The 26,413-nt window shown below is 65.9% G+C and carries 24 protein-coding genes; 19 read left to right on the top strand and 5 right to left on the bottom strand.

Annotated features, from left to right (window positions below):
* A complete protein-coding gene (locus ACOOGG_RS05050; RefSeq protein WP_420432928.1) occupies positions 1-1,161 on the top strand; it encodes an amidohydrolase family protein in 1,161 nt (386 codons plus the stop codon).
* A gap of 21 nt (positions 1,162-1,182) precedes the next feature.
* Here ACOOGG_RS05050 and ACOOGG_RS05045 read toward each other — a convergent pair whose 3' ends face one another.
* Genes ACOOGG_RS05045 through xylA form a run of 4 tightly spaced genes read right to left on the bottom strand, consistent with a single transcriptional unit; the run spans position 1,183 to position 5,172 of the window.
* Positions 1,183-1,866, bottom strand: coding sequence for a hypothetical protein (locus ACOOGG_RS05045; protein ID WP_420432926.1), 684 nt, complete (start codon positions 1,864-1,866; stop codon positions 1,183-1,185).
* 18 nt (positions 1,867-1,884) lie between these two features.
* The gene (locus tag ACOOGG_RS05040) at positions 1,885-2,337 is read right to left on the bottom strand and encodes a glycine/sarcosine/betaine reductase selenoprotein B family protein (protein ID WP_420432924.1); all 453 of its coding nucleotides are present in this window, start codon (positions 2,335-2,337) and stop codon (positions 1,885-1,887) included.
* A 28-nt stretch (positions 2,338-2,365) separates the two neighbouring features.
* Positions 2,366-3,835 carry a xylulokinase gene (xylB, locus tag ACOOGG_RS05035; protein WP_420432922.1) on the bottom strand — a complete coding sequence of 490 codons (1,470 nt, stop codon included), beginning with the start codon at positions 3,833-3,835 and terminating at the stop codon, positions 2,366-2,368.
* The gene (gene xylA / locus ACOOGG_RS05030) at positions 3,835-5,172 is read right to left on the bottom strand and encodes a xylose isomerase (protein ID WP_420432920.1); all 1,338 of its coding nucleotides are present in this window, start codon (positions 5,170-5,172) and stop codon (positions 3,835-3,837) included. Before xylA ends, xylB begins: the two co-directional genes overlap by 1 nt.
* A gap of 87 nt (positions 5,173-5,259) precedes the next feature.
* Here xylA and ACOOGG_RS05025 point away from each other — a divergent pair, with 87 nt between their 5' ends.
* The 18 genes from ACOOGG_RS05025 (at position 5,260) to ACOOGG_RS04940 (ending at position 26,156) form a co-directional block, all read left to right on the top strand.
* Positions 5,260-6,906 (top strand): hypothetical protein, encoded by a 1,647-nt coding sequence (locus ACOOGG_RS05025; RefSeq protein ID WP_420432918.1) that lies wholly within the window; start codon positions 5,260-5,262, stop codon positions 6,904-6,906.
* A gap of 156 nt (positions 6,907-7,062) precedes the next feature.
* Positions 7,063-8,760: a formate--tetrahydrofolate ligase gene (locus ACOOGG_RS05020; protein ID WP_420432916.1), complete on the top strand. Its 1,698-nt coding sequence runs from the start codon at positions 7,063-7,065 to the stop codon at positions 8,758-8,760.
* 114 nt (positions 8,761-8,874) lie between these two features.
* Complete coding sequence (locus ACOOGG_RS05015) at positions 8,875-10,794, top strand: molybdopterin oxidoreductase family protein (protein ID WP_420432914.1); 1,920 nt, start codon at positions 8,875-8,877, stop codon at positions 10,792-10,794.
* The gene (locus ACOOGG_RS05010; RefSeq protein ID WP_420432912.1) at positions 10,787-12,538 is read left to right on the top strand and encodes an NAD(P)H-dependent oxidoreductase subunit E; all 1,752 of its coding nucleotides are present in this window, start codon (positions 10,787-10,789) and stop codon (positions 12,536-12,538) included. Before ACOOGG_RS05015 ends, ACOOGG_RS05010 begins: the two co-directional genes overlap by 8 nt.
* Entirely contained in the window at positions 12,535-13,374 is an 840-nt protein-coding gene (locus tag ACOOGG_RS05005) for a 2Fe-2S iron-sulfur cluster-binding protein (RefSeq protein ID WP_420432910.1), read from the top strand. The genes ACOOGG_RS05010 and ACOOGG_RS05005 overlap by 4 nt, the downstream gene beginning before the upstream one ends.
* Before the next feature lie 3 nt (positions 13,375-13,377).
* Positions 13,378-13,935: a Uma2 family endonuclease gene (locus ACOOGG_RS05000; protein WP_420432908.1), complete on the top strand. Its 558-nt coding sequence runs from the start codon at positions 13,378-13,380 to the stop codon at positions 13,933-13,935.
* 220 nt (positions 13,936-14,155) lie between these two features.
* On the top strand, positions 14,156-15,013 hold the full coding sequence (locus ACOOGG_RS04995; RefSeq protein ID WP_420432906.1) for a bifunctional 5,10-methylenetetrahydrofolate dehydrogenase/5,10-methenyltetrahydrofolate cyclohydrolase: 858 nt from the start codon (positions 14,156-14,158) through the stop codon (positions 15,011-15,013).
* Between the two features lie 66 nt (positions 15,014-15,079).
* A complete protein-coding gene (locus ACOOGG_RS04990) occupies positions 15,080-16,234 on the top strand; it encodes an acetyl-CoA C-acetyltransferase (protein WP_420432904.1) in 1,155 nt (384 codons plus the stop codon).
* Positions 16,235-16,267: 33 nt separating this feature from the next.
* Positions 16,268-16,801 (top strand): VOC family protein, encoded by a 534-nt coding sequence (locus ACOOGG_RS04985; RefSeq protein ID WP_420432902.1) that lies wholly within the window; start codon positions 16,268-16,270, stop codon positions 16,799-16,801.
* Between the two features lie 40 nt (positions 16,802-16,841).
* Entirely contained in the window at positions 16,842-17,840 is a 999-nt protein-coding gene (locus tag ACOOGG_RS04980) for an LLM class flavin-dependent oxidoreductase (RefSeq protein ID WP_420432900.1), read from the top strand.
* Positions 17,841-17,909: 69 nt separating this feature from the next.
* Positions 17,910-19,295, top strand: coding sequence for a phytoene desaturase family protein (locus ACOOGG_RS04975; RefSeq protein ID WP_420432898.1), 1,386 nt, complete (start codon positions 17,910-17,912; stop codon positions 19,293-19,295).
* Positions 19,296-19,346: 51 nt separating this feature from the next.
* On the top strand, positions 19,347-20,507 hold the full coding sequence (locus ACOOGG_RS04970) for an acyl-CoA dehydrogenase family protein (protein ID WP_420432896.1): 1,161 nt from the start codon (positions 19,347-19,349) through the stop codon (positions 20,505-20,507).
* A complete protein-coding gene (locus tag ACOOGG_RS04965) occupies positions 20,507-21,310 on the top strand; it encodes an SDR family oxidoreductase (protein WP_420432894.1) in 804 nt (267 codons plus the stop codon). Before ACOOGG_RS04970 ends, ACOOGG_RS04965 begins: the two co-directional genes overlap by 1 nt.
* Positions 21,307-22,194: a CoA transferase subunit A gene (locus tag ACOOGG_RS04960; protein WP_420432892.1), complete on the top strand. Its 888-nt coding sequence runs from the start codon at positions 21,307-21,309 to the stop codon at positions 22,192-22,194. The genes ACOOGG_RS04965 and ACOOGG_RS04960 overlap by 4 nt, the downstream gene beginning before the upstream one ends.
* Positions 22,194-23,012, top strand: coding sequence for a CoA-transferase subunit beta (locus tag ACOOGG_RS04955; protein ID WP_420432890.1), 819 nt, complete (start codon positions 22,194-22,196; stop codon positions 23,010-23,012). The genes ACOOGG_RS04960 and ACOOGG_RS04955 overlap by 1 nt, the downstream gene beginning before the upstream one ends.
* 52 nt (positions 23,013-23,064) lie before the next feature.
* Positions 23,065-24,168 (top strand): LLM class flavin-dependent oxidoreductase, encoded by a 1,104-nt coding sequence (locus ACOOGG_RS04950; RefSeq protein ID WP_420432888.1) that lies wholly within the window; start codon positions 23,065-23,067, stop codon positions 24,166-24,168.
* The gene (locus tag ACOOGG_RS04945) at positions 24,168-24,560 is read left to right on the top strand and encodes a nuclear transport factor 2 family protein (protein WP_420432886.1); all 393 of its coding nucleotides are present in this window, start codon (positions 24,168-24,170) and stop codon (positions 24,558-24,560) included. Before ACOOGG_RS04950 ends, ACOOGG_RS04945 begins: the two co-directional genes overlap by 1 nt.
* Before the next feature lie 39 nt (positions 24,561-24,599).
* Entirely contained in the window at positions 24,600-26,156 is a 1,557-nt protein-coding gene (locus ACOOGG_RS04940) for an FAD-dependent oxidoreductase (protein ID WP_420432884.1), read from the top strand.
* Between the two features lie 44 nt (positions 26,157-26,200).
* On the opposite strand, the gene ACOOGG_RS04935 is transcribed toward ACOOGG_RS04940, so the two are convergent.
* Positions 26,201-26,398 (bottom strand): hypothetical protein, encoded by a 198-nt coding sequence (locus tag ACOOGG_RS04935; RefSeq protein WP_420432882.1) that lies wholly within the window; start codon positions 26,396-26,398, stop codon positions 26,201-26,203.
* Positions 26,399-26,413 lie beyond the last annotated feature (15 nt).

The raw sequence follows: 26,413 nt of genomic DNA, 5'->3' as shown, positions 1-26,413 counted from the left end.
ATGATCATCGATGTGGACACCCACTGGGAGATCACGGGGGACTCGGCGGGGGTTGACCCGATGAAGCCGTGGGCAGATCAGATTCCCGACAACCGGACCCATCTGGCCAATGCCATCGCCGGGGACTTGCTCCAGGTGCTGCCCTCGGGGCGCCGGCCCAGTCCGGCGGACCTATTACCCAAGCTGTTCGAGCGGGCCAAGGAATCAGGTGGGCCGGTGATATTGCACCCACGCCACGACTCCACCGCGGCGGAGCGGGTGGCGTGGATGGACTCGGTGGGAATCGATCACTGTCTGGTGAATCCCGGCGGCTATTGGCAGAAGCTCGACTATCTGCGACCTGCGGATCGCGCGGTTGCCGCCCAGCGGTGCAACGACTTCCTCACCGAACAGCTCTGGGATCAGCAGAACCGCCTCCATTCGGTGGCCACCGTCGACTTCTCCGACCTGGACGCCGCAGTAGCCGAATTGGAGCGCTGCCGGGAACGAGGCGCCCGGGCGTTCTTCCTCTACACCTTGCGGGGGGCACCCGCCGGTGGGCCACCCGGCCACCCCGATTGGGACCAGGTGTGGGCTGCGGCCACCTCTCTGGGCATGGTGGCGGTGATCCATGTGGGCAACACCGAGGCCGACTTCTCGAAGTGGGCCGACATCGGCTGGGACCTGCCCGATGGGGCCGGTGTGGGCGGGCTGATCCGGTTGGCCAACACCCAGCGTTTGCACGCAGCTCAGAACCTGGTGGCCAGTCTGCTGTTTGGCGGGGTGTTCCACCGGTTCCCCAACCTCACCGTGCTGATTGAGGAGATGCGGGCCGGATGGCTCCCCTGGTATGTGGCCACACTGTCTCGCCAGTGTCTTTCGTCGCCCTCTTTGGGCGACTGGCCGTGGCCGGTAAGCGGCGAGGAGATGCTGCACCGCAACCTGCGGCTCACTCCCCTGCCCGGCTTCGGCGACTCCGACGCCCTCGACGTGCTGGCCGAGTTGCCCGACATGGTGGTGTTCTCCTCCGACTTCCCCCATCAGGAGGGCAACGCCGATCCCATCGAGCTGTATCGCCCCGCCCTTGACGAGCTGAACGGCGAGGTGCGGGCCGCGTTTATGGGTGAGACCGCAGCCGACTCCTTCGCCCGAATCGGCGATCCCCTGCCTGCGGTGGCCTAACCGCTCCCCTAATCCCCGAACTCAGCGCCCCACGGGCTGCATGTAAAACGTGATGCCGCTGGGTGCCTCTTGCTCGGTGAGGGCGTCACGGGCCGCGGCCAGGGTCCTGCCCGCCTCGGTCTGCTCGTAGAACCAGGCCTCCGCTTGTCGGGCGCCCGGAGGCGGGCCGTCGGCCAACTCCAGGGCGGCCTCTTGGTAGTAGGCCCGGATGTCGTGGGCGATGGCGATGGTGTCCAGCCGGGGGCCGTACACCTCTTTCCAGGGCTCACCGGCAGCCACCCGCTCCAGGTCGGCCAGCGCCCCGGCCACACCGTCAGCGTCGATGGCCCGGCCCACCTCGGTGGCTCCCCGTCGGGCCACCGCCCGGTCGTATGCCGCCCTCAGACCCTGGGCCTCGTCTATTGACGGTGCGATATCGGGGTCGTAGCGAGGCGGCAGGGCGCAGGCCAGCGGTGTCTCCACTGCTTCCACCACTTCGGGATAGTCCACCAGCACCGGACCCGACGGCGCGTTGAGCAAGTCGAATGCCGCGGCGAGCACCCCGTGCTGGAATTGGGCGTTGTCAGGCATGCCCAACGGGCGCCCCAAGGGGAACTCGCAGTACAGCACCCGGGGAACGTTCATCCTCTCGGCCACCGGCTTCATCGAGGCCAACACCACGGTGGCGATCCCGGCCCCTTCCAGAACGTGGGCCAGCGCACACACGGTGCGCGTGCACAGCGGTCAAACCGGCGTCAAGATGGCCACGTCCACCCCGTCGGCCCGCAGCTCGGCGGCCGCGGCGGGACCGGTGTCGAGACGCACCTCCGACACCGTGTCGGGCTGGTTGCCGGCGAACGCAACATGACGGGGCGCCACGGCCCCTATGGTGCCGGCGGAGGCCAATTCCTCCAGGCGGTCGATGGGATACACCACGTTGTGGTCTGACACATACGCAGCCCGGTCGAAGTTCGAGCTCCAATGACCCAAGATCAGCTCCCGGTCGCCCCGGTCGAGCATCCGGTAGCTGACATCGGCGGGCGAGAACTTCTCTTGGTCGTCCCGGTGCAGTCCGGCGCTGGTCACGATGGCCACCGTTGCCTCGGACAGCGGCGGGGGCGATGCCCAAGGCGTGGACTCGAATTCCGGGACCGGCAGATTGGCCATCATGTCGCGCATCATTTGGTCACTGGACATGCTCTAACTCTCCCACAGCGTCGCTGGCTCACTCAGTGCCGGGCATAGACAATTCCATCCGCGGCTCGGCGTAGCGGGCCCGGACTTCCCGGCCGTCGATCCCAGCGGGGGGCTCGACAATGGCACCCTGGCCGAGCGCCCAGTCGTATGCCACCTCAGCGGGGCGGCGCCCGGCTGACACCGCGGCGGCTTGGACCGCCGCCCCCAGGGCCACCGTTTCATCGTCGTCGGGCACGATGATCGCTTCGCCGTGTAGGGCCGCAGCCCGAATCCGGTATGCGGCCGAGCGAGCACCACCGCCGATGAGGTGCAGGCGGCCGCTGGTATCCACTCCAGCGGCCCGCAGGGCGTCTAGGCCATCGAACAGGCCGCACAACACTCCGTCGTGGGCGGCCAGGGCTAGCTGCTCGCGGGAAGTGTCGGTCCGCAGACCGGCGATGGTTCCGGTTGCTTCCGGCAAATCCGGGGTGCGCTCCCCGTCGAAATAGGGCACCAATACCGGTGTGGGCGACCCCTCGACAGCAGCCAGCGCCAACTCGGCTAGTCCTGCCGGGTCGACCCCCATCCAACGGGCCACAGTGTCGGTGACCCGGGTGGCGTTGAGGGTACACACCAGAGGCAGAAACGCTCCGGTGGCGTCGGCGAACCCGGCCACCGCGCCGGTTGGGTCGCTGGTCGGGGTGCGAGAGACCGAATAGGCCGTACCGGAAGTGCCCAGCGAGATCACCGAGTCGCCCGGCTTTAGCCCGAGGCCGAGAGCCGCGCCCATGTTGTCGCCGGTGCCGGGGCCGACGAGCACTGCATCCCCCATTCCCAGAGCGGAGACAGCATCCGCGGTGATCTGCCCAACGGCCTCGCCGGGCCCGAGCACTTGGGGGAGCCGGGACAGCCAGGCGGCTGGGTCATCGACCACCAGTCCGAGCAAGTCGACCGCTGTCTCATTGGCGGCGGGATCGAACCAGCCGGTGCCCGAAGCGTCGCCCCGGTCGGTGACATGGGCACCGGAGAGCCGCCAGGTGAGCCAGTCGTGGGGCAGCATGATCCGGGCGATGCGGTCGGCCAGTTGGGATTCGTGTTCGAACACCCACGCCAGCTTGGCAATGGTGAACGACGCCAGCGGCACCGAACCGCAGCGCTGCGCCCATCCCTGCGGGCTCAAGCGGGCTACCAGGTCGCGAGCTTGGGGCGCAGATGTGGTGTCGTTCCACAGCTTGGCCGGGCGCAACACCTCACCGTCGTCGTGCAGCAGCACCAGGCCGTGCTGCTGGCCGGCCACGCTAATGGCAACCACGCGGGCCCGGTCGGCCTCAGTGAACTGGGCGAAGCAGTCAACCAGCGCAGCCCACCATGTCTCCGGGTCCTGCTCACTCACCGGCGGGTCCCAGCGGGTGTGGGCGTGGGGAGCACTGGCCCTAGCCGCCAACCGCCCCGAGTCGCGCGCTCGCAGCTCGACTTTGGTCGACTGGGTGGACGAGTCCACCCCCGCCACCAGCTCCATCAGCTCGGCGTGGTCCAGATGATGCGGTTGACCTCATTCTCCAGGCGCTCTTGGCGTCCCGACACCGGCTGGGGGCTGAGCCCGTCGGCCACTGCTTGGTCGGCCAGGGCCGCCAAGTCCACGTCGCCCTTCATGATGTCGACTCCCACGCCCGACTCCCACCGGGCATAGCGCTGGTCCCGGGCCTGTTCGATGGTTCCGTCGGCCACCATGGCCTCGGCCACCAGCAGGGAGCGGGCCAGCGTGTCGATGCCCCCGACATGGCCCCAGAAAAGGTCGTCTCGGGCCATGCTCTGGCGCCGAAGCTTGGTGTCGAAGTTGAACCCGCCGGTTGTGAACCCCCCGCCCCCCACGATCTCGTAGAGGGCCAGCGACAGCTCGTCCACCGAGTTGGGGAACTGATCGGTGTCCCACCCGTTTTGCGGGTCGCCCCGGTTGGCGTCCACGCTGCCGAAGATGCCGTTTTCCACCGCATAGGCCACCTCGTGGTGGAAAGAGTGGCCCGACAAGGTGGCGTGATTGACCTCGATGTTCACTTTGAACTCGTCCACCAGGTCGTAGCGCTCCAAGAAACCGTGGACCGAGGCGCAGTCGTAGTCGTATTGGTGCTTGGTGGGCTCTTGGGGCTTGGGTTCGAGCAGCAGAGTGCCGGCGAAGCCGATCTTGTGTTTGTGCTCGGCCACCAGGGTTAAGAAGCGGGCGAGCTGGTCGGCCTCTTGGCGCAGGCGGGTGTTGAGCAGCGTCTCATAGCCCTCGCGCCCACCCCACAGCACGTAGTTGGCCCCGTCAAGCCGGTGGGTGGCCTCGAGCATGTGGCGAACCTGGGCCGCGGCGTGGACAAACACCTCCGGGTCAGGGTTGGTAGCCGCCCCCGCGGCATAGCGTGGATGGCTGAACAGGTTGGCGGTGCCCCACAAAAGCCGTACCCCGGTGGCATCCATCTTGGCTCCGGCCCTTTCCACCATGGCGTCGAGGTTGGCCCGGCTCGCGGCCAGACTGTCGCCTTCTGGGGCCATGTCCACGTCGTGGAAGCAGTAGAAGGGCGTACCCAGCTTCTCGAAGAACTCGAATGCGGCATCCTGTTTGGCCCGAGCAGCGGCCATTGGGTCTTGGCCGGGCGCCAGCCAGGGCCGGTCGAAGGTGCCTACGCCGAAGATGTCGCTGCCCGGCCAATTGAAGCTGTGCCAGTAGCACACCGCTATCCGAAGGTGGTCCTCCATGCGCTTCCCCAGCACCTGCCTTTCGGGGTTGTAAACCCGATAGGCAAGCTGGCCGAGTTCTGCCCTATTCCCGGCAAAGGCCACCGGCTCGGGAACGGTGTCAAAGAAGTCGGTCATTGTGCTGCTCCGTCAAGACGAGAAATCTGCCGCCAGATTCTAAGGGGCCGACCACCCATGTCATCGTATGACCGTTAGGGTCGCGTTGTGGAAGCGTCTTCAGATGAGCAGGAAACTGAAGACCAGGCCGAGGTTTGCCGTAGTCGCCGATGGGCTATAGCCGCCGCTGCGGCAGTTGCCGTGCTCATCGGCGGTAACGGCGCTTGGCAACTGTTTGACGGCGACGAGTCGGTTGAAAAAGTTCACGTTGCCGGGCCAGCGCACCCCTCCACCGGACCAGTGCTTGAATGGACCGAGTTCGACCCGGATGTGGACGACTCCGATTCATTGGTCATGCTTGAGCCCTTCGGTGATGGGCGCGTTCTGGTCCGAACATTCGGCTACGACACCGGTGGGGCCGACTCTAGGTACCGATTCTTGGTCACCGAGAACGGCCTTGACTGGTCTGAGGTGCCGATGCCGACCGAGATCTCGCCGACCTCCTACGACTTGTCGGGTGACCGCTGGCTGGTTGCGGGATACGACTCCACCGGGGAAACCCGCCCTGTAGCAGAAGGGGCAGAAGACGGCAGCGGACAGATTCTCCCCAGTTTTCGGGCATTCTTCTCCGATGACCGGGGGGCAAGTTGGACCGAAGCGGAGTTCGACTTCTCCACAACTTCGACCGAAATGCCGTCCACCTACGAGCAATTCCCCTTCTTTATCTCAGTGGCGTTGACCTCAAAGGAGCACATGGTGATAGTTCTCCAAGGCGACGAAGAGGGCGGGGAGATTCCCAAATCCTGGATCATGGCCAGCGAAGGCGGGGCATTCCAACAGGTTGCCGAATACGACGGCTGGATCTTACGCGGCGTCATCGCGGGCAGCGTCAGCACTCCTGCCGGTTTCACGTTCCAGCTATATGCCGGGGGCGAAACCGAAAACGAACAGGGGCCTCCTCAGCTATCGACACTTACTTCCCCTGATGGCCGCATTTGGAACGAGAGCAAGACTGCCGACCCCTTTGCCCCAACTGCGCCTGGTCCCGACGGATCGTTGTGGAGGACATCCTGGTTGGGCACCAGGTACGGTCTGCACCGAATCGATCGAAAGGGGACTCTGAAAATGGAGGTTGCCTTCGACAACTCGCTCCCATTCCAGGTGGCCGCTGGGCCATCGGGGCTCGCCGTCAATGCGATGACCATCCCCGGAACCGAGCTCTTCAGCCTCCCCGACCAGCGAATTGCCAAAGATGGGTACGAACTGCGGCTCAACGTGCCAGAGGGAGGCTTCTCCCTCTGGCACCTGGAGACCGGCGCCGCGCTCTACGAGTGCGGGCGGGAGGTTCTTTGGGCTTGGTTAGAGGCCTTCGCTGAGGATGTTTGCGAGTTCCGGTATCCGACGACTGACAACGCTGAAATGGACGCGGTAGTCCTCGTGTTCGATGATCCGCAAACCGGTGGCGAACTGGTTTCGTTTACTCGCGAGGAACTATTGCCCGCATTCCCCTTGTGGGCCATTACCGGGCTGGCAGTTGACGGCTTTGAAGAGAAACAATGGCTGGGGTGGTCGGCCGACGGTGTCGAGTGGGGGTGGCAATCTCCCGCTGACGCATTTCGGATCGATCCTCCATCTGAGGCCAACGAGGCATTGATACAGCTCGCAGTAGGGGACGGGTTCGTGCTTGCCCTAGTGGAGCGGTGGTCGCAACATCCGCTTCCCTCGCAAGGCTGGTTTATCGCCCGGGTGCCCTAGTGGTGAGTCTCTGGCTCAATCGGATAACCGGTCAACGGCGATGTTGGCCGCGTGATCTCAAATGAGGGCCGATTTCAGACATCGCCTCTCATTGCCGCTCGATTGCGCATACGCTGGCGGGGTTGAAAACACGCGACAAGCACAAGAGGCGGGTCCATGACTTTTCCATCCGATCTTGAGATCGCCCGCGGGGCGAATCTGCGACCGCTTAATGAGATCGCCGAGGAAGCCGGCATTCCAACCGAGATGCTGGAGCCCTACGGGGCGGGGGCGGCCAAGATCAGCCTGGACGCCATCGAGGCGCTGGCCGACCGACCCAGAGCCCGCTATGTGGTGGTAACCGCCATCACACCCACGCCGCTGGGCGAGGGCAAGACCACGACCACGGTGGGGTTGGGCCAAGGGTTCGGCCACATCAACAAGAAGGCCACCATTGCCATCCGCCAGCCCTCACTGGGCCCGACGTTCGGCATCAAGGGCGGCGCGGCTGGCGGAGGTTACAGCCAGGTGGTGCCCATGGAGCTGTTCAACCTGCATCTCACCGGCGATATGCACGCGGTGACCGCAGCCCACAACATGTGTTCGGCCATGCTCGACGCCCACATCTTTCACGGCAACGAGTCGGGCCTAGATCTGCACAACATCACCTGGCGCCGGGTGGTGGACATCAACGACCGAGCCTTGCGCAACATCGTTGTGGGCCTGGGCGGACGGCTCGACGGCGTCCCCCGGGAGAGCGGATTCGACATCACCGCCGCCTCCGAGGTGATGGCCACCCTGGCCCTGGCCACGTCGCTATCGGACCTGCGGGCCCGGCTGGGACGGATCGTGGTGGGCTACACCAAAGACGGCGACCCAGTAACCGCTGAAGACCTGAAGGCCGCCGGGGCCATGGCCGTGCTGTTGAAGGACGCTCTCAAGCCCAACCTGATGCAGACCCTCGAGGGCGGTCCCGCGCTGGTGCACACCGGGCCGTTCGGCAACATCGCCACCGGCAACTCCTCCATCGTGGCCGACCGCATCGCCATCCGAACCGGCGATTTTCTCGTAACCGAGGCCGGGTTCGGCGCCGACATGGGCGCCGAGCGTTTCTTCAACATCAAGTGCCGCTACTCGGGTATCGATCCCGACGCCGCGGTGATGGTGGCCACCGTGCGGGGGCTCAAGGCCCACTCCGGCAACCACCGGATCGTGGCCGGGCGACCCCTTCCCGAGGCGCTGCTGGCCGAGAACCCCGATGAGGTGCATGCCGGGGGCGACAACTTGCGCAAGCAGCTCTCCAATATGAAGGCCCACGGGGTAACCCCGGTAGTGGCCATCAACGCCTTCCCCGGCGACCACGACGCCGATTTGGCCGCCATCGCCGAGATTGCCGACGAGTACGGCGCCCGCTGCGCGATCACCACCCACTTCTCCGACGGCGGCGCGGGGGCAGCCGAGCTGGCCGAGGCAGTGGCCGAGGCCTGCGAGGAGCCCAGCTCGTTCAAGGTTCTGTACGAGGACGACTTGTCGCTCAAAGACAAGATCGCCGCGGTGGCCACCACCGTGTACGGCGCCGACGACGTGGAGTATTCGGCCACCGCCAACCGCCAGCTCAACACCTATGAGGCCGCCGGTTTCGGCCACCTCCCAGTGTGCATAGCCAAAACCCACCTGTCCATCTCGTCAGACCCCTCTCTCAAGGGCGCCCCCACCGGCTGGACCCTGCCAGTGCGGGAGGTGCGGGCCTCAGTGGGCGCCGGGTTCGTCTACCCCATATGCGGCGACATGCGCACCATGCCCGGCCTCGGTCGCCAACCCGCCGCTATGGGCATCGACCTCGACGAGAACGGCGAGATCGTCGGCCTGAGCTGACTTGCAGATTTTGCTCGGCACCCAACGCGGTCAGGAACGAGTGAAAGACACTTCAACGTCGGGCCAGTAGGATGGCCCAGCCCCAGGGAGCGACCCTGGGTTAAGGGGGTGTACATGGCGAGGCGGGAGCGTTTGACCGTGCCGATGGTGCGGGACGACGGGAGCCTGCGGGAAGCGACGTGGGACGAGGCCCTGGGCCGGGCCGCGGCCGGGTTCAACCAGGTGCTCGACCAGCATGGGCCGCAGGCGTTCGGGATGTTCAGTTGCTCGAAGGCCACCAACGAGATGAACTACATCGCCCAGAAGTTCATCCGCACTGTGGTGGGCTCCAACAACATCGACTCCTGCAACCGAACTTGACACGCTCCTTCGGTCGTCGGTCTGGCGACAGTGTTCGGAGCGGGAGGGGGCACTAGCTCCTATCAGGAGATCGAGGAAACCGACGTGATCCTGCTGTGGGGCTCCAACGCCCGCGAGGCCCATCCCATCTTCTTCCACCACCTGCTGAAGGGCCTCGACAACGGTGCCCGCATGTACTGCGTGGACCCCCGTTACACATCCTCGGCCCGCTTCGCCGATGTGTGGGTGGGCATCGACGTAGGCACCGACATCGCCCTGGCCAACGGCATCGGACGCGAGATCATCCACGCCGGGCTGGCCGACCAGGACTTCATCGACCACTCCACCCAGGGATTTGAGGCCTACGCCGCCTCGGTGGAGCCGTTCACTCCCGAGGCAGTGGCCGCCATCTGCGGTATCCCCGCCGAGGCTGTGGTGGAAATGGCCCACGCCTACGCCACCGCTGACACCGCACAGATTCTGTGGACCCTGGGCATCACCGAGCACCACAACGCGGTGGACAACGTGCTGTCGCTGTGCAACCTGGCCCTGCTCACCGGCCATGTGGGGCGGTGGGGCTCGGGCCTCGTTCCGCTGCGGGGCCAGAACAACGTGCAGGGCGGCGGCGACATGGGAGCTATCCCCAACAAGTTCCCCGGCTTCGCCAGCGTGGACGACCCCGACCACCGAGCTCGCTTCGAGGCCGCCTACGGCCGAGAGCTCAACCCGGTGCCCGGCTGGCACCTCACCCTCATGTTCGAGGCCATGGAGCAGGGCGATCTGCGGGCGCTGTATGTGATCGGCGAAAACCCGGCTGACTCTGAGGCCGACGTGATCCACGCCCGAGCCCAGCTCGAGGGCCTCGACATTCTGGTGGTGCAGGACATCTTGATGACCCGCACCGCAGAGATGGCTGACGTCGTGCTTCCCGCGTCGGTGGCTTGGGCCGAGAGCAACGGCACCGTCACCTCCAGCGAGCGCCGGGTCCAGCGAGTGCGCCCTGCGGTGTCCCCACCCGGACAGGCCCGCCACGACATCGACATCCTGTGTGATGTGGCCGAGGCCATGGGCGCCGAGCTCGGCCCCCGCGACCCGAAGGCCGCGTGGGACGAACTGCGCGGGTTGTCAGCCATGCACAGGGGGATGGCATGGGAGCGCCTGGAGGCTGCCGGCGGGCTGCAATGGCCGTGTCCCGATGAGGACCATCCCGGAAGCCCCTTGCTCCACGGGTGGCTGTGGGCAGATGATTTGGAGGGCCACGACCCGGCCCCCTTCTCGGCGCTGGAGCACGAGGGACCGACCGAGGAGCTCAGCGAGGAGTTCCCGCTGCGGCTCACCACGGGACGGGCGCTGGACTCGTACAACACCGGGGTGCAGAGCGGGAACTATGATTCGCCGCTGCGGTTTGCTGGGCTTGATCTGAATCCGGCTGATGCGGCTGCACTGGGCATTGCCGAAGGAGATCGGGTGCGGGTGTCCTCACCTCGCGGTTCAGTGGAGATGAACGCCCGGCTGGCTTTGAGCCTGCCCCCGGGCCTGGCCTTCACCACCATGCACCATCCTGAGCTGATCGACGTGAACGTGCTCACCAACCCCGACTGGGATCCCAAGTCCGGCACCGCCGAGTTCAAAGCGGCGGCGGTGAGGGTTGAGCTGGTCGATGCCATCGAGACCGCGGGGGCATCCGTTGGCTGACCTGCACTTCGGCGACGACCAGCCCACCGATGCCGAGAGGGCCGCCGTCGATGCTGTATTAGCCCCAGCGGATGCCGCCACCGTGGCCGAGACCGAGCGCTTGGTGCGCGGGGGCCGCTCTCGGCGCCATGGACTTCGCCATCTGCTGCTGCCGGTGCTGCACTCGCTCCAACACGAGATCGGCTGGATCAGCCCTGGCGGATTGAATTGCGCGGCAGAGCGGCTGGGTGTGCCGCCTGCCGAAGCCTACGGCGTGGCTACGTTTTATGAGCTGCTTCGTACCACTGATCTTGGGCACCGCGATGACGTCGTACATGTGTGCGTCGATCCCTCGTGTGCCCTGGCTGGAAACGACGATCTGCGGGCTTCGTTGGAGGCCAGCGGGGCCAGAGTCCACGCCAGCCCCTGTCTGGGGCAATGCGAACGGGCGCCGGCGCTGTTCATTCAGGGAGTGGGGCGACCGGATCGAGTACCTGCCGACGATGAAGAGGATTTCCGCCTGCCCCAAGCTGGCGACACTGGTCTGCGGGTGCTGCGTCGGGTGGGCGAAGTCGATCCCACTTCCCTGGACTCGTACCGGCAACACGGCGGCTATCGGGCCCTGGCCCAGGCCGTCGATATGGGGCCGGAGGCAGTCATCGATGCGGTGTCGGAGTCAGGCCTTTCAGGCCGGGGCGGGGCGGCCTTCCCCACCGGGATCAAATGGCGGGCCGTGGCCCAAGAGCCCGGACCCGACAAGCACGTGGTGGCCAACTGCGACGAATCAGAACCCGGCACCTTCAAAGACCGCATCGTGTGCGAGCGCGACCCGTTTGCCCTAATCGAGTCGATGACCATTGCCGGTTTGGCCACCGGATCGCCCCACGGCTGGATCTACATCCGAGGCGAGTACCCCCGAGCCACCGCCCGCTTGAAGGGTGCCATCGCCCAAGCTCGGGCCGCCGGATTGTTGGGCGATGACGTAGCGGGCAGCGGACTGCGCTTCGACATTGAGGTGCGACGCGGGGCGGGTGCCTATATCTGTGGCGAGGAGACCGCCCTGTTCAACTCCATCGAGGGCTTCCGGGGCGAGCCCCGCAACAAGCCCCCCTTCCCCACCACCCACGGCCTGTTCTCCCAGCCCACCGCCATCAACAACCCCGAGACCCTCATCAACGTTCTCGACATCGTGACCGACGGCCCCGAGGCCTACCGCTCAGTTGGTACCGAGCGCTCCCCTGGCACCCGGCTGTTCTGCCTGTCGGGCCGGGTGGCCGTGCCGGGCCTTTATGAGGTGCCGTTCGGCACCACGCTGGGCGAGTTGCTGGCATTGGCTGGCGGGCCGGTGGGCGCCCTTGCTGCTGTGTTGCTGGGCGGTGCTGCCGGAGTGTTCGTCGGCTCCGACGCTCTCGACATGCCCCTCACCCTGGAGGACGCCCGGGAGGCAGGTGCCACCCTAGGGTCTGGGGTTGTGACCGCGTTCGACGACACCGTCGACATGCAGGCGGTGGTGGTTCGCATCGCCGAGTTCTTCCGAGACGAGTCGTGTGGCCAGTGCGTGCCCTGCCGGGTGGGCACCCAGCGCCAACACGAGGTGCTGGTGGAGTTGCAAAGCTCCGGCCAGCCGCTGGCCCCCCAGCGCGCCGAGCTCATCGACGACATGGCTCTGGCCATGGTCGATGCCTCCATCTGCGGCCTGGGCCACACCGCGGCCTCCGCGGTTCGCTCCGCTCTGGCGCTGGGCCTGATAGGAAATAGCCCGTGAGCGGCGTGGCCACCGAGACCGCGGTCACCATTCGGGTCGACGACCAAGAGGTCGCCGTGCCCGAGGGGGCCACCATCCTGGATGCCTGCAATGCCGCCGGGGTGGACACCCCCACCATCTGCTACGGCCCCACCCTCACCCCGGTGAACGTGTGCCGGGTGTGTGTGGTGGAACTCGACGGCAGCCGGGCCCTTGTCCCCTCCTGTTCCCGCCCCGCCGAGGAGGGCATGGTGGTGCACACCGACAGCGAGCGGGTCCGCCACAGCCGCAAGATGGTGCTGGAGTTTCTGGCCACCGGGGTCGACCTAACCCAGGCCGATGAGATGGGCCAATGGGCCAAGCACTACGGAGCCGACCCCGACCGCTACGTCCCCGGCGGCGAGACCATGGACGAGCCCGTTCGGGTGCAAGACAACCTCTACATCCGCGACTACGACAAGTGCGTGCTGTGCTACCGATGCGTGGAGGCCTGCGGCGACGACGCCCAGCACACCTACGCCATCTCGGTGGCCGGCCGGGGCTTCGGCGCCCGCATCTCCACCGAGTTCGACGTAACCCTGCCCGACTCCGCCTGCGTGTACTGCGGCAACTGCGTGGCCGTATGCCCCACCAACGCCCTTCAGTTCAAGACCGAGTTCGACCTACGCCAAGCCGACGACTGGCGCCCCGAAGACCAGACCGTCACCCAAACCGTCTGCTCCTACTGCGGCGTCGGCTGCAACCTCGAACTCCACGTACAAGACAACCAAATCGTCAAATGCACCTCCCCCGACGACCACGACGTAACCCAAGGCAACCTCTGCATCAAAGGCCGCTTCGGCTGGAACTACGTGTAGGCAATGACTGGACTAGCCGACACGAGGCTGCTAACCGCCGACGACCTGCTGCGGCTAAGCGCCCAGGGCGTGCGCGGCGAACTGGTGCGGGGAGTGCTCCACGAGACGATGGCATCAGGACACCGGCACGGCAAGATCGCTGTCAATATCGTCATGGAGCTGGGCAACTTTGTAAGGCCCAGAAAACTAGGGACGCTGGTTGCCTCCGACTCGGGCGTGTGGCTGGAGCGCGACCCCGACACCGTGCGCGAACCCGACGTGGCATTCACCTCAGCAGAGAAGATCCCACTGGACGCGGAGATCGACGGCTACGCCGAAGTCGTCCCCGACCTAGTGGTGGAGATCGTCTCACCTCGCGACAGCCGCCGCTGGGCCCGCGACCGAGCACAAATGTGGCTCGACCACGGAGCCCCACAGGTCTGGATAGTCCACCCCGACACCCGCACCATCGACGTATACCGCCCCGGCAAAGACGCCACGTCCCTTACCGAGAATGACTCCCTCAGCGGCCACGAAGTCCTCCCCGGCTTCACCTGCTCTGTCAGCACCATCTTCAGCTGAAGCCCCCGCGGATCCCGCAATGGCCAAGGATGGCGTCGTGCGTGCCCCTACAGGGGCAACCTCTGCACAATTTGTGCGATCGGATGTTCCGCAAGTACGCAATGTACGCCAGTGCCATTCCTTAGAGATACCGATGAGTTGAACAGCCCAAACGAGTTCTCTAGCTCATACAAATAGGCAGGCCGTTGTAGGCAGTCTCGATATGCGAGAATGCCGGACGATGACTGCTATCAAACTGGACGGCGAAATGCTGTCAGCCGAAATAAAGGACGGCCTGCGGGGGCGGATCGGCGCGTTGGCCGAGAAGGGCAAGACCCCGGGGCTGGGCACGCTGTTGGTGGGCGACGATGGGCCTTCAGCCAATTATGTGGCCATGAAGCACCGCGACAGCGAGGAGCTGGGGATGGGCTCTCGGGAGGTGCATCTGCCTGCTGACGCGACCCAAGACGAGGTCGACGCGGTGGTGGACGACTTCAACGCCGACCCGGCGGTGGACGCCTACATAATGCAGTACCCGTTCCCTGGCGACCTCGACTACGAGACCGCGCTATTGCGGGTGCTGCCGGAAAAAGATGCCGACGGGCTCCATCCGGTGAACCTGGGTCGACTGGTGCAGGGGGTGGAAGCCCCGCTGGCCTGCACACCCAGGGGCATCCAGCTGATGCTCGAGCGCTACGACATTCCCATCGCCGGCCAGCATGTGGTGATCATCGGCCGAGGCCTGACCATCGGCCGGCCGCTGGCCAACCTGTTGTCGCTGAAGCGGCCCAACGCCAATGCTGCGGTCACCGTGGTCCATACCGGGGCGGGCGACATCTCCCGTTATACCCGCAAGGCCGACATATTGATCGCCGCCGCCGGGGCACCCCGGATGGTAAAGGCCGACATGGTGAAGCCCGGCGCGGCAGTGGTGGCTGCCGGAGTGAGTTTCGCCGACGGCAAGCTGGTGTCGGATGTGGACGACGACGTGGCCGAGGTAGCGGGCTGGCTCTCGCCTCGAATCGGCGGGGTGGGGCCGATGACCCGTACCATGCTGATGGCCAACACGGTGGCCGCTGCTGAACGGGCGGTGGGCTGAAGCCTCCGAGCCGACAAACCGCAGCCCAACAACAAGAACCAGCAACAACAATCAGAAAGCACGCACATGGCCGACGCCTACATCATCGACGCAGTCCGCTCCCCCATGGGCCGCTACGGCGGAGGGCTCAGCCACCTGCACCCGGCCGACCTCGGCGCCAACATCTTGAGCGGCCTGATCGAGCGCACCGGGGTGGACCCCGGGGCGGTGGACGACTGCATCATGGGCTGTGTGGGCCAAATCGGCGCCCAGGCCTTCAACGTGGCCCGCAACGCCTGGCTGTCAGCCGGGCTGCCTGAGCATGTCCCGGCGGTGACCATCGACCGCCAGTGCGGGTCCTCGCAGCAGGCGGTGCACTTCGCCGCCCAAGGCATCATGTCGGGTACCCAAGACCTGGTAGTGGCCGGCGGGGTCGAGGTGATGAGCCTCATCACCCTCAACAGCCAAGGCGACGTGGGGCCTGATCTGGGCATGCGCTACCCCTTCGACGGCGACGGTTGGGCCGACCGCTTCGGCGACGAGGAAGTCCACCAGTTCCGGGGAGGCAACCTGATCGCCGAGCGGTGGGACGTCACCCTGGAGGACATGAACGGCCTCGCCCTTCGCAGCCACCAGAACGCCGCCCGAGCATGGGAAGAGGGCCGCTTCGAGGGTGAAGTACTGGCGGTGGGCGAATGCGACCGCGACGAGGGCATCCGCCCCGACACCTCCATGGAGAAGATGGCCAAGCTGCGGCCCTTCTCCGAGCACGGACCGCTCACCGCGGCCAACTCCAGCCAGATCACCGACGGATCAGCCGCGCTGCTCATCGCCTCTGAGAAGGCGGTATCTGAGCACGGTCTCACCCCTCGGGCCCGAATCCACACCATGGCCGTGGTGGGCAGCGACCCGGTGCTCATCCTCACCGGACCCATCCCGGCCACCGCCAAGGTGCTCGACCGCGCCGGTATGGAACTGGACGACATCGACCTGTTCGAGTGCAACGAGGCCTTCGCCTCGGTGGTGCTGGCCTGGGCCAAAGACACCGGCGTGGACATCGACAAGGTCAACGTGAACGGCGGGGCCATCGCATTGGGCCATCCCCTGGGGGCCAGCGGCGCCAGGATCATGACCACCCTGCTCAACGAACTTGAGCGCTCCGGCGGCCGTTACGGCCTCCAGACCATGTGCGAGGGCGGCGGGCTGGCCAACGCCACCATCATCGAGAACCTGGCTGCGTAGCCAAGACAGATCCCCGAGGAGACAGCGAAGACTATGGGCATCCACATAGACCACATCTCACTGCTGGTGAAGGACCTAGACCAGGCCGAGGCCGACTGGCACCAGATCCTGGAAGTGTTGGCCCCCGGCCACACCATGAAGGTCACCCGGGGCGAGGGCGCCGACGACATGGACGGCACCCCCATGAGCTGGGTCACTTTCCAGAACCCCGACCCCACCGGCGTGTCCATCCAACTGTGGTCGCCGTCGGAGCCTGGGCACTGGCCTGACAAGGTGCTGGCCAAAAAAGGCGAGTACGTACACCACATTGCCTTCTGCTCCGACGACTTCGACACCATGATCGATGAAGTGCGCGATGCCGATATTCCCTTGGTTCTAAAACAGCCCAGCAACCCCGACACCCAGCCTTGGCTGAAGTGGAACTTCATCCCCCCCGACAAGGCTCATGGTCCGTTAATTGAGCTCGCCACTCGATACCTGTCGGTGGGCGAGGAGTGGCTCCCCCATCCCGACAACGCTGAGAACCAGCCCTTGGCCGAAGAACTCCGCGATCGCTTCGTCGGCTAGTCGCTAGTTTCCGGCAGAACCCTTTAGGCCTGAAATAGCCATGGCCAAATCCCCGGTCGCCATCACCATGCCGGTGGAGGACGGGCTCCCCATCGGCTGGTTGACCGACCTAGTAGTAAATGCCGAGCAGGCAGGGATCGACACCGCCCTGGTGGGCGAGGTGGCCGGCCCCGAGGTGTTCGCCACGCTGGGGGCCATGGCCGCCCGCACCGAGCGCATCCGGCTGGGCTCGGGCATCGTGGCCGCCTACACCCGCTCCCCCGCCCTCACTGCCATGGGCTTCGCCACCCTGGCCTCGCTGGCTCCCGGCCGGATAGTGGCTGGCATCGGGGCCAGCAGTCCCATCGTGGTGGGCCGCTGGCACGGCGGAGACTTCGAGCAGCCCTTGGCCACGGTGAGGGAGTTCACCAGCCTGCTTCGGGCCGCACTGGCCGGCGAGAAGCTTAACCACGATGGGCCGAGATTCCGGTCCAAGGGGTTCCGTCTTGATTTGCCCCCGGCAGATGTGCCCATCTGGCTGGGCGCCATCAACCCCCGGATGCTGGCCCTAGCCGGCGAGATCGCCGATGCAGTGTTCATGACGTGGTGTCCCCCAGCCGAAGTCGCACCCAAGCGAGAGATCGTCGAGGCTGCGGCCGCCAATTCAGGGCGAGACGCCGCGGACGTATCCACTGTGTTGTCGTTTTGGGCCTACGCCGGTCCCGATCCCGAGCAGGCCCTCGAGCGGATGCGCCGCCAAGTGCTGGCCTATGCCATGGTCCCCACCCATCAGCCCGCATTCGTCGAAACCTTCGACAATCTGCCTGAGGTTGCCGCGGCTTGGCAGGACGGCGACAGGGCCAAGGCATTGTCGCTGGTGCCCGATGAGGCTGTATTGGCCCAATGCGCCCTCGGGCCAGACATGCTGGCCGACCGCATTGCCACCTACCGCGCCGCAGGAGCTGATCTTCCCATCGTGCTGCTCACCGGCGCCCACATCGGCGACGACATCGGCCCGCAAGCCACCGTAGATGCCCTAAGCAATATTGCCGCGCCCTGAGCGCTGGCAACCATGCGGGGCCGCCCTCATAAAGTGCCGCCCATAGGCCCACGCTCTTAGTATCCCCCCATGACCAAACGCGACGTAGTCGTCATCGGCGCCGGCGCGGCAGGGCTGAGCGCTGGAGCCTTGCTGGCCGCCGAGGGCCGCTCGGTGACCATTGTTGAGCGATCCCCATTCCTGGGAGGCCGGGCGCTGGCGGTGGAGGACGAGGGATTCACGGTCAACCTGGGCGGCCACCTGATCGAAGACCCGGGCTCGGGGTTGACCAAGGTATTCGAGCACGTCGGCAAAGAGCTGATCCACGGCGAGGTCTCCCATGACATGCCGATTTGGGACAACGACGCCCGCAAATGGGGGTCGATCCGCGACCGCTACCCCGACAAGACCGAGGTGAAGAAGGTCATCAAGGCCCTAACCGAAACCTCATGGGACGAGCTGGAGGAGTGGGACGACCGCCCGATGCGGGAGTGGCTGGCCCAGCACACCTCCGACCAGGGCGTATATGACTTATACGAGTTCATTGCCGTGCTGGAGTGCATGACCGACGAATGGTACGACCACTCGGCCAGCGACAACCTGTGGGTGCGCAAGATGCACTACGAGGAACGGCACATGGCCGCCTATTCCTGTTGGCCCGGCCAGGGCTGGGATGGCATGTGGCAAGACCTGGCCGACGGCTTCACCGAACACGGCGGCGAGTTGCGAATGCAGACCCCGGCCGGCCGGGTGCTGATAGAGAACGGGTCAGTGGTCGGCGTGTCCATCCCCCACACCCCCAACGTGCCCAACGACTGGGACATCGGCGAGGTGATCGAGTGCGACGCGGTCATCTCCACCCTGCCGGTGTGGAACGTGTTCAACGTGGTGCCCGAGTGGGAGCTGCCGGACTGGTACACCCAACAGGTCCGCTACCTGGCCCAAGACCAGTACCGGGTGACCATGCTCAACCTCTATTTTGCCACCGAAGAGCCGGTGACCATGTTCGACCCCCGGGAGCTGGCCACCTGGCTCGCCACCCCCCACAGCCCCACCCCGGGGTACATGTATGACCAGACGGCGATGGACCCGACAGGCGTTCCCGACGGACTCCACCTGTACTGCACCGGCGGCATAGTCCCCGGCTCGCGTGGGCGGGACCGGCGCTTTATCGAAGACATGTACGACCGCCTCGAACAGGGCCTGTACGTGATGTATCCCGGCCTGGCCAAGCACGTGTGGAAGAGACGGCTGCTGGCCTTCGACCCGGCGTTCGGTGTCGCCCAGAAACCCATGCTGGTGGGCAAGTTCCGGCCCCATTGGCGGGCCCCCACAGTTGACGGGCTGTACTTCGCCAGCGAGACCTTCCGCAGCCGGGGCATCGGCACCGACCGAGCAGCCCGGGCCGCCCTTACCTGTGTGGAGGACATTTTGGCCCGCCGCATCCCCACCTTCGGCGACGGTTGGCGCTACTGACCGTGACTGACTGACCTCAGACTGAGACATAGACAAGGAGCAACCAAGCCCATGGAGTTCACCCTCACCGACGAACAACAGATGTTCCAAGAAATGGTCCGCAACTGGGTCGAGAAGGAATGCCCCAAGGACGCGGCCCGCGACTACGAGGCCCAGGAGTTCGAGTACCCGTTCGAGCTGTGGGACAAGATGTCCGAAGCCGGGTTCCACGCCATCGGCCTGCCCCCTGAGTTGGGCGGCCAGGGTGGTGACGTGGTCACCCAGATGATTCTCACCCGGGAGCTGGCCCGCTCGCTGGCCGGGCTCACCTGGATCTTCGGCATCTCATCCTTCTGCGCCAAGTCGATCAACAAGTTCGCCTCCGACGTGGCCCGCGAAGAGCTCATCCCCCAGCTTGCCGAGGGCAAGCTCCGAGTGGCCATCGCAGTCACAGAGCCGTCGGGCGGCACCGACCTGATGGGGGCCATGAAGACCCGAGCCACCAAGGTGGACGGCGGCTGGAGCATCACCGGCCAGAAGATCTGGTCGACCGCCGCCCATGTGTCCGACTACCTGTTCTTGATGGCCCGCACCGAGGACATCGTCGACAAGCCGGCCCGAGGGGTCACCCTGTTCTTGGTAAAGAACCCGGCTGAAGGGCTCGAGTGTCGCCAGATACCCAAGTTGGGCATGAAGTCGGTGGGATCGTGCGAGGTCTTCCTCGACGATGTGTTCGTTCCCGACGAGTATGTGGTGGGCCAACCTGGCCAGGGCTTCTACCAAATGCTGTCCACCCTCAACAACGAGCGGATCATGGTGGCCGCATTGTGTACCGGCATCATCGACGGCTGCATCGAGGAGACCCTCAGCTACCTAATGGAGCGCGAGGCCTTCGGCAAGAAGATCGGCTCGTTCCAGGTGTGGCACCAGAACCTGGCCGACATGGCCATGATGCAAAAGCAGGCCGAGCTGATGACCTACTACGCAGCGTGGAAGTCGGAGTCGGGCGAAGACTGCGGCCGGGAGGCCAACATGGCCAAGGTGACGGCCTCCGAGTACGCCGGCAAGTGCTCCGACATCGCCATCCAGGTACTGGGCGGCATGGGCTACGCCCTGGAAACCCATCCTCAGCGCTACTGGCGGGACAGCCGTCTGTACCGCATCGGCCCCATCACCAACGAGATGGCCCGCAACAGCATCGCTGAGACCTTCGGACTGCCTCGAAGCTTCTAGTGGGCAGCGCTTTGGAGGGGCGCGTCGCGCTGGTCACCGGAGCCGGTCGGGGCATCGGTTTGGCGGTGGCCGCCCGGCTAGCCCGAGACGGGGCCGCGGTGGTGGTGAACGATGTTGACGGCGATGTGGCCGGCGAAGCAGTAGAGACAATCACCGCCGCTGGCGGCCAGGCAGTAGCCGCTCCGGGATCGGTGGTCGACCACGGCGACGTCACCGCCATGCTGGGCACAGCGCAAGACACATACGGCGGCCTGGACATCCTGGTGAACAACGCGGGGATTACCGCCGACGCCATGGCCCACAACATGACCGACGAGCAATGGGACCTGGTGTGCGACGTGGCGCTGAAGGGCACCTTCAACCTGTGTCGGGCCGCTTTTCCAACGCTGCGGGGCAGCCGAGACAATCCGCCGGCTCATCACCGCAAGATTGTCAACATGGCCTCCATCAACGGGATCTACGGCATTGCCGGCAACGCCAACTACTCGGCCGCCAAGGGCGGGGTGATCGCGCTCACCAAATCGCTGGCCCGGGAGTGGGCTCGCCATAGGATCAACGTCAACGCGGTGGCACCGGGCTATATCGCGGGAACTCGCCTCACCGGTGCCCGAGACGACGACACCGGCTTGGGCATTCCCGAGTCGATCATCGAGCGCATCGAGGCCCAGATCCCTATCGGACGGGCCGGAACGCCCGAGGATGTGGCCGGGGCTTGCGCTTGGCTGGCATCCCCCGATTCCGACTATGCAACCGGTCAGGTGATCGAGCTCCATGGAGGACGAGAGATGGTTGAGCTCTTATGAGCGCAGAAAAATTGACCACGTTGCCTGAGGCAGCCGCTCTGGTTCGCGACGGCGACACCGTGGCCATCCAGAACATGGCCACCCAGGCCGCGCCGATGGCCCTGGTGCGGGAGCTGATCCGCCAGGGACGGCGGGAACTCGGGGTGGTGTGCTTGGTAGGCGGCATCCCCGTGGACTTGTTGGCCGCGGCCGGGGCCATGAACCGTCTGATTGGCGCCGCGGTGTCCATGGAGCAGTTCGGACTGTGCCAGCGCTACCGCAAAGCGGTAGAAGCCGGAGCGATACGGGTAGAGGAGCTGTCGGAGACTGCGCTCAACGCCCGCTTGGGCGCGGGCGCTCGCAACCTGCCGTTCTTGCCCACCCGGGGCCTGATCGGCACCGACCTGATCGACGTGAACGACAACCTGATGATGCTCGACGACCCCTTCGGCGGTCCGTCGGTTGTGGCCTGCAAGGCGCTAGTGCCCGATGTGGCGCTAGTACACGCCCACAAGGCCGACCGCTTCGGCAACATCGGCTATGAGCCCACCGCCCTGTGGCCCGACCTGGGCATCATGCCCAAGGCGGCCACCACGGTGATCGTCACCGCTGAGGAGATCGTCGACTCCGAGGTGCTGCGGGCCAACCCCGACCGCACGGTGCTGCCTGGCTTCATGGTGGATGCGGTGGTGAAGGCCCCCTACGGCGCCCACCCCACCTCGTTCTTCCCCCGCTACGGCTACGACACGGCCATGCACCTCGAGTGGATCGGCGCCACCCGAGACGACGACGCGGTGGCTGCGTTTATGGAGAAGTACGTGACTGGCCCTGCCGATCACGCTGCCTACTTGGAGGCGATGGGCGGTGCCGAGCGGCAGGCTGCCTTGGAAGCGTGGGAGGCATAATGAGCGACTGGCAGAACAGCCCTCCGGCTGATGACTGGACCATCGATGAGCTGATGATCGCCCGGCTGGCCGCGTGCTTCGCCGACGGCGACCAGGCCTGCAACGGCATGGCCTCGTTCGTGCCGGTCAGCGCCTTTTGGCTAGCCCGGCTTACCCACGCCCCCGACCTGGTGTGGCTGGCGGGAGCTGTGGGGCTCGAACCCCGCCCCGACCGGGTTCCCGCATCCACCCTGGAGGCCCCGCTGTGGCGGGACTCCATTATGTATGTGGAGCAGTTCGGCGACTTCTGGAACTTCGCCCTCAATGGCCGGTGGCTCACCAAGTTCTGCGTGGGCGCCGCCCAGCTCGACCGCTATGGCAACGGTAACAACTCGGTGATCGGCACTGATTATCACGCTCCTCGAGTGCGGCTGCCGGGCACCGCCGGCCTGGGCGACATGGGCTCCATCGGCAAGGCGCTGTACTACTGGAACCCCAACCACAACCCCCGCTCGCTGGTGGAGAGAGTGGACTTCATCTCCTGCGCCGGCTATCTGGGCGGGGGGTCGGAGCGGGCCGACGCCGGTCTGGAAGGCGGACCCGAGCTGGTGATCACCAACCTGTGCGTAATGGACTTCCACCCGGAAACCCGTCACATGCAGGTGGCATCGCTGCACCCCGGCGTCACCTTCGAGCAGGTGCAACAGGCCACCGGCTTCGAGCTGCCCGCCCCTGAAGGGCAGTTGCCCACTACCCCAGTGCCCACCAGTGAGCAGATGCGCCTCATCAGAGATGTCATCGACCCCGACAACATGCGCCGCCGGGAGTTCGGCGGATGAAACGCCGAGCCATGTGCCGCGACGCGGCCCGTCATCTAGCCAGGATCAGCGGATGAAAGACCTGGAGATCGGCGTACCGGGCCAGATCATGCCGCCCGCGGGTCGGGCGGTCACCCTTGGCCAGAGGGCCGAGGCCGATGGATTCGACGCCCTGTGGTGGCCGTGCCACCTAATGGGCTGGCATCCCGACTCAATTTGGACCCCGGACATGAGCCCGCTGGCCGCGGTGCAGCCCAGCTCCCATGTGTATTTCGACCCGCTGGTGATGATGGGCGCGGTTGGGGCTCAGACCGAGACCATCAAGGTGGGATCGGTGGTGACCGACCTGCTCCGCCGCCACCCCGCCATGGTGGCCAACATGGCTCTCACCGTCGACCACCTCACCCAAGGCCGGTCGATCTTGGGATTGGGCTCGGGCGAGCGGATGAACGTGACCCCCTACGGCATGGGCTTCGACCGCCCGGTAGGCCGTCTCGAAGAGGGCATCGAGATCATCCGGGCACTGTGGGCCGCCGACGGTCCCATCAACTACGAGGGCAAGTACCATCAGCTGAAGGACGCCGTTCTGGGCCTGTCCCCCTACGGGGACACTCCCCCGCCGATCTGGACCGCGGCCCACGGCCCCAGGATGCTGAACATCACCGGGCGGCTGGCCGACGGCTGGCTGCCCACCAAACTCGCCCCCGACGTCTACGCTGACTCACTGGCCACCATCCGCCAGGCGTCGGTGGAGGCCGGTCGCAGCGCCGATGCGGTCACACCGGGGCTCTTGGCCTATGTGCTGGCCGCGCCCGATGAGGCCACACTGCGACGCATGCAGGAGGCACCGCTGCTGCGGGCCATCATGGTGATGCTGCCCCCACAGATCTTCCGCCAACTAGGGGTGGAACCACCCGAGGGCTTCCACGATCTGATCCCCGCTTCTGTGCCCCGCCAGCAGGCCGAAGCCATCATCGCCGGCATCCCCCCCAAAGTGGTTGACTACTACTGCTTCTGCGGCACCCCCGAGCAGATCGCCGAGGAGGTCCGCAGCTACTACAACGCCGGTCTGCGCCATTTGATCATGTGGAACGTGACCGCCTTCGGCGACCCCGAGTTGGCCGGCTGGTCGTTCAGGGCCATGCGCGAGGTCAAAGACATCTTGAGGAGCCAGTGATGAACGCAGGGCAATCGGGACGAACCCCGCTAGAGACCGTGAAGGAGTACTTCACCGCCCTCAACACCGAGGACTGGGAGCTGATGGCCTCGGTCCTGCACCCTGAGCTCGATCTGGTTCCCTCGGGGTCGCGGCCCCGCACCGGCGCCGACAAGGCCATCGCCATGTTCCAGAAGATCTTCGAGCGCTTTCCAGTCCATGCCGATGACCCCACCCGGTTCATCTGCGACGGCACCACCGTGGTGGTGGAGATCACCTTCACCGGCGCCACCCAGGACGGTCAGGAACTCTCTTTCGACGCGGTGGACATTTTCGACGTGCAAGACGGCCGCATCTGCCGCCTCTCCCAGTGGTTCGACACTGCCGCGCTGGCCGCCACTTTGGGGGGCTGAGCAGCGGCCATGCTGGTCAGCTGATATAGCGCAGTTGATATGAACTCAGTAGTCGTAGTCGGGTCGGGGGCCGCCGGGATGGCCGCGGCGGTGGCAGCAGCTCAGGCCGGGGCCGAGGTTACGGTTGTGGAGCGAGCGCCGGTACTTGGCGGGACCACTGCCCTGTCGGGCGGGCTGGCTTGGATCCCGGCCAACCGGCTCATGGCCGCCGAGGGAGTGGACGACTCCCTCGCCGAGGCCCGGAAATACCTGCGAGCCCTGCGGCTGGGCGACGTGGACGACGAGCTCGTGGGCTACTTCGCCGAGCAGGCGTCGGGGGTGGCCGACTGGCTGGAATCGGCCACTACGCTCAGGTGGCAGACCGTCCCCTATCCCGACTACCACCCGGAGCTTCCTGGCGGGAAACCTGGCCATCGTCCCTTGGAACCGCAGCCCCGAATGGTGCCCGCTGAACTCGACCAGCGAATCCAAACTGCTCCCAACGTGTCCGCGCCCATCACCTACCGGGAACTGGCTACTGGGATCTTCGACCGTGACGAGATAGCGGCGCGATCCCGCCAGGGGGTGATCACCATGGGCCGGGCGATGATCGCCTCGCTGGTGGAAGCCGCCGAGGGTGCCGGGGCCAGGATCCATGCCGGAGTGAGCGTTGACGGCCTGGCGCAGTCAGGCGGCACCGTGAACGGAGTGCGGATCGGCGACGAGGTATTGCCCGGACGAGTGATCTTGGCCTCTGGGGGATTCGAGCGCGATTCCGCATTGGTGAAGGCATTTCTGCGAGGACCGATGACCGGTCCGGTGGGTGCCCCCGGCATGGACGGCACCGCCCTGCGGCTGGCCCTGGGCATGGGGGCTGAACTGGGCAACATGGCCGAGGCCTGGTGGTGCCCGGCCATGACCGTGCCGGGCGAGACTATTGACGGAGAGCCATTCCACCGGCTGGTGCTAACCGAGCGGGCCCGACCCCGATCGCTGATGGTGGACTCCCTTGGACGACGGTTCACCAACGAGGCCCGTAACTACAACGACGTGGGCCGGGCCATGCATGCTTTCGACCCCACCGGGTTCCAGTTTCCAGCAGCCGCCGCCTGGCTGGTGTTCGACTCTGGGTACCGGCGCCAATACCACTTGGGGCCGCTACGCCGGGAAGACCCGGACCCCGGGTGGCTGCACCAGGCCGACAGCCTGGCTGAACTGGCTGACGCCGTCGGAGTGAGTGGAGACGAGCTGGCCGCGTCGGTTGCCCGGTTCAACGAACTGGCTGCCGCGGGCGACGACCCCGACTTCGGCCGGGGCCGCTCCGTCTACGACCGTTTCGTCGGCGACCCCGCTGCCCCCCACCCCACGCTCGGACCAGTCGAAGAGCCCCCGTTCTATGCCGTCCGCCTCCATCCCGGCTGCCTCGGCACCAAGGGCGGCCCCCGCACCAATGTGAACGGCCAGGTCCGCCACCAAGACGGCGGCCTAATCGAAGGCCTCTACGCCGCAGGCAACGCCGCCGCCAGCCCCCTCGGCGCCGCCTACCCCGGCGCCGGCGGAACCATCGGCCCCCTTCTAGTCGCCGCCCGCGCCGCCGGCATCGCAGCAGCCAGCTAGCGGACCTGGCGGCAAAGTGCCCGCCCCAAATCCAAGCGCTTCAGTTACAGGCCAGCGGCCTCTGCCTGGACGCTTGGCATCAGCAAGTCGAACTCCCCGATCCCCTCATCTTCTACCCACTCGCTGATCAACGACTTCAATTCGGGCAAAGTGCTCGCCACCGCCACGAAGCCAAGGCCGTCCTCACACCACCAGCTCGATCCCTCCCCGTCAGTTTCGACGTGGATACGGAACTTGTGCATCTACTGCTCCTCCGT

The sequence above is a fragment of the Candidatus Poriferisocius sp. genome, assembly GCF_965214065.1.
Lineage (GTDB): Bacteria > Actinomycetota > Acidimicrobiia > Acidimicrobiales > Bin134 > Poriferisocius.
The sequence above is the reverse complement of the archived record's forward strand: the minus strand, read 5'-3'. Positions and strand labels throughout refer to the sequence as shown.